Below are 8,657 nucleotides of genomic sequence, written 5' to 3' on the forward strand. Positions count from 1 at the left end.
GCGTTGCGCACCAGGGTCGCGCCGTCGCGGATCAGCGCGTTGCAGCCCGAGGCGCGGGCGTCGATGGGGTGGCCGGGGACCGCCATCACCTCGCGCCCCTGCTCGGCCGCGAAGCGCGCGGTGATGAGCGTGCCCGAGCGATGCGCGGCCTCGATCACCACGACGCCCAGGCTTAGCCCCGACACGATGCGGTTGCGGGCCGGGAAATGGCGGGCGACGGGTTCCAGCCCCAGCGGCTGTTCGGTCACCAGGCAGCCAGACACCAGGATGCGGTCGGCGAGCGCGCGGTTCTCGGCCGGATAGATGAGGTCGATCCCGCCCGCCATCACCGCGACGGTGCCAGCCTCGCAGGTCGCCTCGTGGGCGGCGGTGTCGACGCCGCGGGCCAGCCCGGCGGCCACGGTCACGCCGGCCGCGGCCAGGCCCTGAGACAGCCCGCGCGCCATCCGCAGCCCCAGGGACGAGGCATTCCGCGCCCCGATCACCCCGATCATCGGGCGCCGCAGCGCGCCAAGGTTGCCGCGGACCCACAGGATCGGCGGGGCGTCGGGGATTTCCCGCAGCAGCGCCGGATAGTCGGGCGAATCGTGGCGGATCAGCCGGGCGCCCGCCCGCCGGCCGGCGGCCAGTTCGGCCTGGGCCACGCCCTCGGGGCAGGCGGCGTAGGAGTCGATCCCGGCGGCGGCGGCGATGTCGGGCAGCGCCTGCAGCGCCGCGGTGGCCGAGCCATGTTCGGCGATCAGCCGGTGAAATGTCGCCGGTCCCACGCGGCGCGAGCGGATGAGGCGGAGGACGGCAAGATCGTCTTCCCTCGTGGTGGGTGGGGTGGGGGGGGTGTCGAAAGAAAACAACCGCTCTTGGGTCCCGGCCTCTGCCTCATCCGGGAGGATTCATCGCATGAGATTGGTTAAGAAACGGTTAGCGGCTCCGGGCAAAGGGGCAAAATTTCCGCGCGCCTCACGCGGCCGAGCCGCCGACCGTCAGCCCGCCGATCATCAGCGTGGGCTGGCCCACGCCGACCGGCACCCACTGGCCCTGCTTGCCGCAATTGCCGATGCCGGGGTCCAGCGCCAGGTCGTTGCCGACCGCCCGGATCTGCTGCAGGGCCGTCGCGCCGTCGCCGATCAGCGTCGCGCCGCGAATCGGCTCGCCGACCTCGCCGCCCTGGACGCGGTAGGCCTCGGTGCAGGAAAACACGAACTTGCCGTTGGTGATGTCGACCTGGCCGCCGCCAAAGCCGACCGCATAGATGCCGTCGCGCAGGCCCGAGAGGATCGTGGCGGGATCGTCGGTGCCGGGGTCCATCATGGTGTTGGTCATCCGCGGCATCGGCGCATGGGCGTGGCTTTCCCGACGCCCGTTGCCGGTCGGCGCGACGCCCATCAGCCGCGCGTTCTGGCGGTCCTGCAGGTAGCCGACCAGAATCCCGTCCTCGATCAAGACATTGCGCTGCGGCGGCGTGCCCTCGTCATCGACGGTGATCGAGCCGCGGCGGTCGGGCAGGGTGCCGTCATCGACGACCGTGACGCCGGGGGCGGCGACCCGCTGGCCCATCAGCCCGGAAAAGGCCGAGGCCTTCTTGCGGTTGAAATCGCCTTCCAGCCCGTGGCCCACCGCCTCGTGCAGCAGGATTCCAGGCCAGCCGGGGCCCAGCACGACGTCCATCACCCCCGCCGGCGCGGGGACCGAGCGCAGGTTCACCTGCGCGATCCGCAGCGCCTCGCGCACTACGCTTTGCCAGTGCGCCGGGTCGATCAGCCCCGATAGGCCATGACGCCCGCCGCCGCCGGCGCTGCCGGTTTCCCGCCGGGTGTTGGATTCCACGATCACCGAGACGTTCAGCCGCGCCATCGGCCGGATGTCGGTGACGATGCCGCCCTCGGGGCGCAGGATCGCGATCTCCTGCAGCGACGAGGCGAGCGAGGCGGTGACCTGCACCACCCGCGGGTCGAGATCGCGGGCATAGGCGTCGATGTCGCGCAGGGTGGCGATGCGGTCGCCGAAGGCGAGCCCCTCGACCGGGTCGGCGTCGGTGTAAAGCCGCGGCCCCGGCCCGGCCGGGGCGGGGGCGAGGACGTGGCCGCCATTGCCGACCGCGAGCCGCGCCATCGCGGCGGCGTCGCGCAGCGCGGCCTCGGTGATCTCGGTCGAATGGGCGTAGCCGGTGACCTCGCCGCGCACGGCGCGCAGGCCGAACCCCTGCGAGGCGTCATAGCCCGCGTTGCGCAGCCGGCCGTCGTCGAAGACCAGCGTCTCGCTGCGGGCGCGTTCGAGGAACAGCTCTCCGTCATCGGCGCCAGCGACGGCGTCGCGCAGGATCGACAGGGCGCGATCGGGGTCGATCAGGTCGGCAAAGGGCGCGAAACGGTCAGTCATGGGTCAGACGCAGCTAAGGGTTTTTTAGCCACAAGTCGATAGCTATGGCTTGTCGGGTGGCGACAGATGTGGTTGTGACAATCTGCCCGAGGGACGCGATGCCGCAGGCATGCGAACCTTGAAGACGCAGCGATAGTGAACGGGAAGCGACGAATGGCAAACTGGGCAAGGGGCCGCGCGACGGCGGCGCTGATGACGGCGGGCATGGCCGCGGCGAATCTGGCGACGGCCGGGACGGCCGCAGCGCAGGAAATGCTGGGCGATCTTCCGATCATCGGCAAACCCGTGCCGGGCGGGATCGGGTTCCAGCCGGCGTCGAGCCCGCTGGCGCAGGACCAGCAGTGGCTGGACCACTTCGTGCTGATCATCATCTCGGTCATCACCGTCTTTGTCTGCCTGCTGCTGCTGTGGTGCATCGTCCGGTTCAACCGCCGCGCGAATCCGGTTCCCGCGCGCTTTACCCACAACACCCCGGTCGAAGTGCTGTGGACGCTGGTGCCGGTGCTGATCCTGATGACCATCGGCATCTTCTCGCTGCCGGCGCTGTTCCGGTCGCAGGAAATGCCCGCCGACCCGGATCTGGTCATCAAGGCCATCGGCCACCAGTGGTACTGGTCCTATGAATATCCCAACGACGCGGTCGCCTTCGACGCGCTGATGCTGGCCCGCGAAGAGCTCGCCGGCGCCGGCTATACCGATAACGAATATCTGCTGGCCACCGACAACGCCGTCGTCGTGCCGGTCGGCAAGAAGGTGCTGGTGCAGGTCACCGCGACCGACGTGATTCATTCCTGGACGATCCCGGCCTTTGCCGTGAAACAGGACGCCGTGCCGGGCCGGATCGCGCAGCTGTGGTTCTCGGTCGACAAGGAGGGCGTGTATTTCGGCCAGTGTTCGGAACTATGCGGCATCAACCACGCCTACATGCCGATCGTGGTCAAGGCCGTCAGCCAGGAGAAATACGACGCCTGGCTGGCCGACGCCAAGACGACCTTTGCTGCCGACGCCTCGGACGTGCTGCCCCAGCCGGTGCGCGTCGCCTCGGCCGACTGATCGGTGACCGACATCCACGCATATGACGCGCCGGCCAGCGGCGCCGCGCCCGAGGCCGGGTTCGGCGACTATGTCGCGCTGCTCAAGCCGCGGGTGATGTCGCTGGTCGTGTTCACGGCCTTCGTGGGCCTGTTCGTTGCCCCCGTGCGTGTCGATCCGTTCATCGGCTTCTGCGCGGTGCTGTTCATCGCCCTGGGCGGCGGGGCCTCGGGCGCGCTGAACATGTGGTATGACGCCGATATCGACGCGGTGATGCACCGCACGCGCAAGCGCCCGATCCCGGCGGGCCGGCTCGCGCCCGGCGATGCGCTCGCGGTCGGGCTGTTCCTGTCCGGGCTCGCCGTTGTGATGCTGGGGCTGGCGGCGAACTGGTTTGCGGCCGCGTTCCTGGCCTTCACGATCTTCTTCTATGCCGTCGTCTATACGATGTGGCTCAAGCGCTCGACGCCGCAGAACATCGTCATCGGCGGCGCCGCGGGGGCGTTCCCCCCGATGATCGGCTGGGCCTGCGCGACCGGCGGAGTCTCGATCGAATCGCTGCTGATGTTCGCGCTGGTCTTCTTCTGGACGCCGCCGCATTTCTGGGCGCTGGCGCTGTTCATGAAGGAAGACTACCACAATGCCGGCGTCCCGATGCTGACCGTGACCCACGGCCGACACGCGACGCGGCGCCACATCTTCGTCTATACGATGGTGCTGGCGGCGTTCGCGCTGGCGCTGGGGCTGACCTCGATCGGCGGGCCGCTATACCTTGCCGTGGCGGTGGTGCTGAATGCGCTGTTCATCCACGGCGGCTGGACCATCCTGCGCCGAACCGAAGATCAGGCGGTGGCCGACGGCTATCGCGCCGAGAAATCCTTCTTCAAGCTGTCGCTGGTCTATCTGTTCGCGCATTTCGCGGCGCTGCTGGTGCAGGCGATGGCGGGGGCATGGTGATGCCGCTGCAGGCCGAACACGAGCTTCATCGCCGTCGCAGCGGCCGCAACATCGGCCTCGCGCTGGTGCTGGCGGCCTTCGTCGCGCTGGTCTTCGGCCTGTCGATCGCCAAGATCCGGCAGGGCGACCTGATGCAGGCCTTCGACCACCAGCAGCGCGCCTCGGTGCTGCCGGCCGAGCCGGCCGCCGCTGGCCCCGCGGCAAACCCGGTCGCCGCCCCCGGCACGCCCGCGGCGGCGCCCGCCGCGGCAGGGGGCAAGCCATGACCGCCCGTCCCGATCCCAACCGCAAGCTCGTCGTGCGGCTGGTCGCCCTCGTCGTGGTGATGGGCGCGCTGTCCTGGGCCGCGGTGCCGTTCTATTCCTGGTTCTGCCAGGTCACCGGCTTTGCCGGGACCACGCAGGTCGCGACCCAGGGGTCCGACAGCGTGCTCGAGGAAACCGTCCGCGTCCGCTTCGACGCCAACGTCATGTCCGACCTCGACTGGACCTTCCGGCCGATGCAGCGAGAGATGACGGTGCGCATCGGCGAGACGGCGATGGCCTATTACGAGGCAGTCAACAATTCCGACCAGGTCGTCACCGGCACCGCGAGCTATAACGTCTCGCCCGACGCTGCCGGCTATTTCTTCGAAAAGATCGAGTGTTTCTGCTTTACCGAGCAGACGCTGAAGCCCGGCGAGCGGGTCGAGATGCCGCTGACCTTCTTCGTCAGCCCCGACATGGTCGCCGACCGCGATGCCGGCCGGATCCGCGACATCACGCTCAGCTATACCTTCTTTCGGTCGGACGAACAGAAATCGGCCGCCGCCGATATGGACGTCCGTCCGGCAACCGCCATAAACTGAACCGCACACGACTTCGGGGAGAGCCGCCGCGATGGCCCACGCCAAGAACCACGACTATCACATCCTTCCGCCCTCGGTCTGGCCCTTCATAGGGTCGATCGGGGCGTTCGTGATGCTCTCCGGCGCCGTCTTCTGGATGAAGGGCATCACCCATCTGGGCCTGCCGGCGTGGACCCAGTTCGCGCTGGGTCTGCTGATGGTGCTGTACACCATGTACGGCTGGTGGGCCGACGTCGCGCACGAAGGCAACATCGGCGATCACACCCCGGTCGTCCAGATCGGCCTGCGCTATGGCGTGATCCTGTTCATCATCTCGGAAGTGATGTTCTTCGCGGCGTGGTTCTGGGCCTTCTTCAAGAACGCGCTGTACCCGATGGGGCCGGAAAGCCCGATCAAGGACGGCGTCTGGCCGCCCGAGGGCATCCACACCTTCGATCCCTGGCACCTGCCGCTGATCAACACGCTGATCCTGCTGCTGTCGGGTGTCGCCGTGACCTGGGCGCACCACGCGCTGGTTCATGATAACGATCGCAAGACCGCGCTGCGCGGCACCGTGGTGGCGGTGATCCTGGGGGTCTGCTTCACCATCCTGCAGGCCTATGAGTACAGCCACGCCCAGTTCGGGCTGGCCGACACCGTCTATGGCGGCGTGTTCTACATGGCCACGGGCTTCCACGGCTTCCACGTCATCATCGGAACCATCTTTTTGGCGATCTGCGCGATCCGCTTTGCGCGTGGCGAAATGGATTCGCGCAACCATATCGGGTTCGAGGCGGCGGCCTGGTACTGGCACTTCGTGGACGTGGTCTGGCTCTTTCTGTTCCTCGCGATCTACGTCTGGGGCCGCTGATCAGGCCTTGACCCTTTCGGGCGCGCGGGGGACACCTCGCGCGCCTTTTTCGTCTGCGGGGGATGCGATGCTGACCGGAGGATGCCAGTGCGGCGCGGTCCGCCATGCCGTCGCGGCGGTCCCCAGCCGCGTCCATGTCTGCCATTGCACCGAATGCCGCGCGCAGTCGTCTTTGGCCTTCGGCATCTCGGGCATCGTGCCGCCTGCCGCGGTGCGCCTGACCCGGGGCACCCCGCGCGTCCGGTCGCGCCGGACTGTCAGCGGCAAGGTGCTCGCCTTCGCGTTCTGCACCGATTGCGGCAGCCGCGGCTGGCATCGCAACGACCCCGACGGGCCCGAGATGTTGATCAAGGGCGGCTCGCTGGACGACCCGGTTGACCTGACCGGCGCCTCCTGCATCTGGACCCGAAGCAAGCTGCCCGGCGTGGTCAGACCGCCCGGGGTCAAGCAGTTTCCGCAGGATTACGACTGATGCGCCGCTGGCTGCTGCCGCTGGTCCTGGGGCTGATCGTGACCGCCATCCTGGCCTCGCTGGGGGTCTGGCAGCTGCGCCGGATGGCGTGGAAGACCGGCGAACTCGCCACCATCCAGCGCGGGATCGAGCAGGCCCCGGTGCCGCTGCCCGCCGTGAGCGACCCGTCGATGAAATACCTGCCGGTGATCGTCGAGGGCACCACGACCGGCGAGGAAATCCTCGTCCTGTCCGGCACCCGCGACCTGGGCGGCGGCTATAACGTCGTCTCGGCGTTCCGGACCGCCGATGGCCACCGGATCATGGTCGATCGCGGCTTCATCCCGCAGGACGACAAGGCCCGGCCGCGCCCGCCGGTGGCGCTGACCGTGGCGGGGAACCTGCACTGGCCCGACGAAAAGGGCCGCTCGACCCCCGAACCCGACCTCAGGGCCGGGGTGTGGTTCGCCCGCGAGGTGCCGCGCATGGCCGCGCATCTGGGGACCGAGCCGGTGCTGGTCGTCGCCTCGGCCGTGCGCGGCGACGATCAGGGGGTGATGGCGATGCCGCTCGACATCACCGAGATCCCGAACAACCACCTGTCCTATGCGATGCAGTGGTTTTCCTTTGCGCTGATCTGCTTCGGGATGACAATGGCGCTGGTCTGGCGTATCCGGCGGCAAGTTATCCGAGGGGAATGATGCGCTATATCTCGACCCGCGGGCAGGCCCCGGTGCTGCCCTTTGCCGAGGCGATGCTGACCGGGCTGGCCCGCGACGGCGGCCTGTATGTCCCGGAAACCGTCCCGCAGCTGACGGCCGAGGAAATCGCCACGCTCGAGGGCCTGTCCTACGAGGAGGCGGCGTTCCGCATCGTCCAGCCCTTCGTCGCAGAAAGCTTTTCCGAAACCGAACTGCGCGAGGCGATCCGCCGCGCCTACCAGGGCTTTGGCCACGCCGCCCGCGCGCCGCTGGTCCAGCTGTCCCCCGGCCATCACCTGCTGGAGCTTTTTCACGGCCCCACGCTGGCCTTCAAGGACTTCGCCATGCAGCTGATCGGGCAGCTGTTCCAGATCGCTCTGGCCCGCGAGGGCCGGCGGATCACCATCGTCGGCGCCACCTCGGGCGACACCGGCTCGGCCGCCATCGAGGCGTTCCGCGGCCTGCCCAACGTGGACGTCTTCATCCTGTACCCGCATGGCCGGGTGTCCGAGGTGCAGCGCCGGCAGATGACCACCCCGGACGACGCCAACGTCCACGCGCTGGCCATCGCGGGCACCTTCGACGACGCGCAGGCGCGGCTCAAGGACCTGTTCAACGACCATGATTTCCGCGACGGCGTGGGACTGGCCGGGGTGAACTCGATCAACTGGGCGCGGGTGCTGGCGCAGGTGGTCTATTACTTCACCAGCGCCGTCAGCCTGGGCGCGCCGCATCGCCGGGTCAGCTTCACCGTGCCGACGGGCAATTTCGGCGACATCTATGCCGGATCGGTGGCCCGCGCGATGGGGCTGCCGATCGACCGGCTGGTGGTGGCGACGAACCAGAACGACATCCTCGACCGGGCGCTGAAGACCGGCGACTACCGCGTCGGCCGGGTCGAGCCCTCGATGTCGCCGTCGATGGACATCCAGGTCAGCTCGAACTTCGAACGGGCGCTGTTCAGCGCCTATGACGGCGACGGGGCGGCGGTCGCGCAGCTGATGGACGAGCTGAAATCCGGCGGCTTCACCATCAGCCAAGGCGCGCGCGAGCATCTGGCCGGGATCTTCGACTCGGGCCGGGTGTCGGAGCCCGAGACGCTGGCGACCATCGCCCGCGTCCGCGCCGAGACCGGCGAGATCGTCTGCCCCCACACTGCCGTGGGGATCAAGGTGGCCGACGAACACCGCCAGGCGGGCACGCCGATGATCACGCTGGCGACCGCGCATCCGGCCAAGTTCCCCGATGCCGTCGAACAGGCCGTCGGCCTCCGCCCGCCGTTGCCGCCGCACATGGCGCGGCTGTTCGACCTGCCCGAGCGGGTGACCCGGGTTGAAAACGACAATGCCGCGCTTAAGTCCCTGATTCTTGAACGGAGAACGGCTTGAGCGCCCCCCTGACCACCCCCCTGACCACCCCCATGATCGACGTCCGCATCACCAC

At 68.6% G+C, this 8,657-nt stretch carries 10 protein-coding genes; 8 read left to right on the plus strand and 2 right to left on the minus strand.

Going from position 1 to position 8,657, the window contains the following annotated elements:
- Together dprA and tldD are read right to left on the minus strand one after the other, a co-directional pair.
- Positions 1–851, minus strand: an 851-nt coding sequence (dprA, locus tag IC63_RS15695; protein WP_052042318.1) for a DNA-processing protein DprA, incomplete at its 3' end; no start/stop codon positions are given.
- Positions 852–957: 106 nt separating this feature from the next.
- Entirely contained in the window at positions 958–2,376 is a 1,419-nt protein-coding gene (tldD, locus tag IC63_RS15700; protein WP_036722200.1) for a metalloprotease TldD, read from the minus strand.
- 153 nt (positions 2,377–2,529) lie between these two features.
- Between tldD and coxB the strand changes: the two genes are divergently transcribed.
- The 8 genes from coxB (at position 2,530) to thrC (ending at position 8,602) form a co-directional block, all read left to right on the plus strand.
- Positions 2,530–3,429 (plus strand): cytochrome c oxidase subunit II, encoded by a 900-nt coding sequence (coxB, locus tag IC63_RS15705; RefSeq protein WP_036722202.1) that lies wholly within the window; start codon positions 2,530–2,532, stop codon positions 3,427–3,429.
- A 3-nt stretch (positions 3,430–3,432) separates the two neighbouring features.
- Positions 3,433–4,365 carry a heme o synthase gene (gene cyoE, locus IC63_RS15710; protein ID WP_036722205.1) on the plus strand — a complete coding sequence of 311 codons (933 nt, stop codon included), beginning with the start codon at positions 3,433–3,435 and terminating at the stop codon, positions 4,363–4,365.
- Positions 4,359–4,631: a hypothetical protein gene (locus IC63_RS15715; protein ID WP_232222647.1), complete on the plus strand. Its 273-nt coding sequence runs from the start codon at positions 4,359–4,361 to the stop codon at positions 4,629–4,631. Before cyoE ends, IC63_RS15715 begins: the two co-directional genes overlap by 7 nt.
- Entirely contained in the window at positions 4,628–5,212 is a 585-nt protein-coding gene (locus IC63_RS15720) for a cytochrome c oxidase assembly protein (protein ID WP_036722208.1), read from the plus strand. Before IC63_RS15715 ends, IC63_RS15720 begins: the two co-directional genes overlap by 4 nt.
- Positions 5,213–5,243: 31 nt before the next feature.
- On the plus strand, positions 5,244–6,062 hold the full coding sequence (locus tag IC63_RS15725) for a cytochrome c oxidase subunit 3 (protein ID WP_036722210.1): 819 nt from the start codon (positions 5,244–5,246) through the stop codon (positions 6,060–6,062).
- A 67-nt stretch (positions 6,063–6,129) separates the two neighbouring features.
- Positions 6,130–6,534, plus strand: a complete 405-nt coding sequence (locus IC63_RS15730) for a GFA family protein (RefSeq protein WP_036722211.1) — start codon at positions 6,130–6,132, stop codon at positions 6,532–6,534.
- Entirely contained in the window at positions 6,534–7,214 is a 681-nt protein-coding gene (locus IC63_RS15735) for an SURF1 family protein (RefSeq protein ID WP_156965524.1), read from the plus strand. Before IC63_RS15730 ends, IC63_RS15735 begins: the two co-directional genes overlap by 1 nt.
- Positions 7,214–8,602, plus strand: a complete 1,389-nt coding sequence (gene thrC / locus IC63_RS15740) for a threonine synthase (protein ID WP_036722214.1) — start codon at positions 7,214–7,216, stop codon at positions 8,600–8,602. Before IC63_RS15735 ends, thrC begins: the two co-directional genes overlap by 1 nt.
- The last annotated feature ends 55 nt before the right edge of the window (positions 8,603–8,657 follow it).

Source organism: Paracoccus sphaerophysae, from assembly GCF_000763805.1.
Lineage (GTDB): Bacteria > Pseudomonadota > Alphaproteobacteria > Rhodobacterales > Rhodobacteraceae > Paracoccus > Paracoccus sphaerophysae.

Coding starts and splice junctions, on each gene's coding strand:
- tldD (WP_036722200.1), bottom strand. CDS start 2,376: ATGACTGACCGTTTCGCGCCCTTTGCCGACCTGATCGACCCCGATCGC.
- coxB (WP_036722202.1), top strand. CDS start 2,530: ATGGCAAACTGGGCAAGGGGCCGCGCGACGGCGGCGCTGATGACGGCG.
- IC63_RS15715 (WP_232222647.1), top strand. CDS start 4,359: ATGGTGATGCCGCTGCAGGCCGAACACGAGCTTCATCGCCGTCGCAGC.
- IC63_RS15720 (WP_036722208.1), top strand. CDS start 4,628: ATGACCGCCCGTCCCGATCCCAACCGCAAGCTCGTCGTGCGGCTGGTC.
- IC63_RS15725 (WP_036722210.1), top strand. CDS start 5,244: ATGGCCCACGCCAAGAACCACGACTATCACATCCTTCCGCCCTCGGTC.
- IC63_RS15730 (WP_036722211.1), top strand. CDS start 6,130: ATGCTGACCGGAGGATGCCAGTGCGGCGCGGTCCGCCATGCCGTCGCG.
- IC63_RS15735 (WP_156965524.1), top strand. CDS start 6,534: ATGCGCCGCTGGCTGCTGCCGCTGGTCCTGGGGCTGATCGTGACCGCC.
- thrC (WP_036722214.1), top strand. CDS start 7,214: ATGCGCTATATCTCGACCCGCGGGCAGGCCCCGGTGCTGCCCTTTGCC.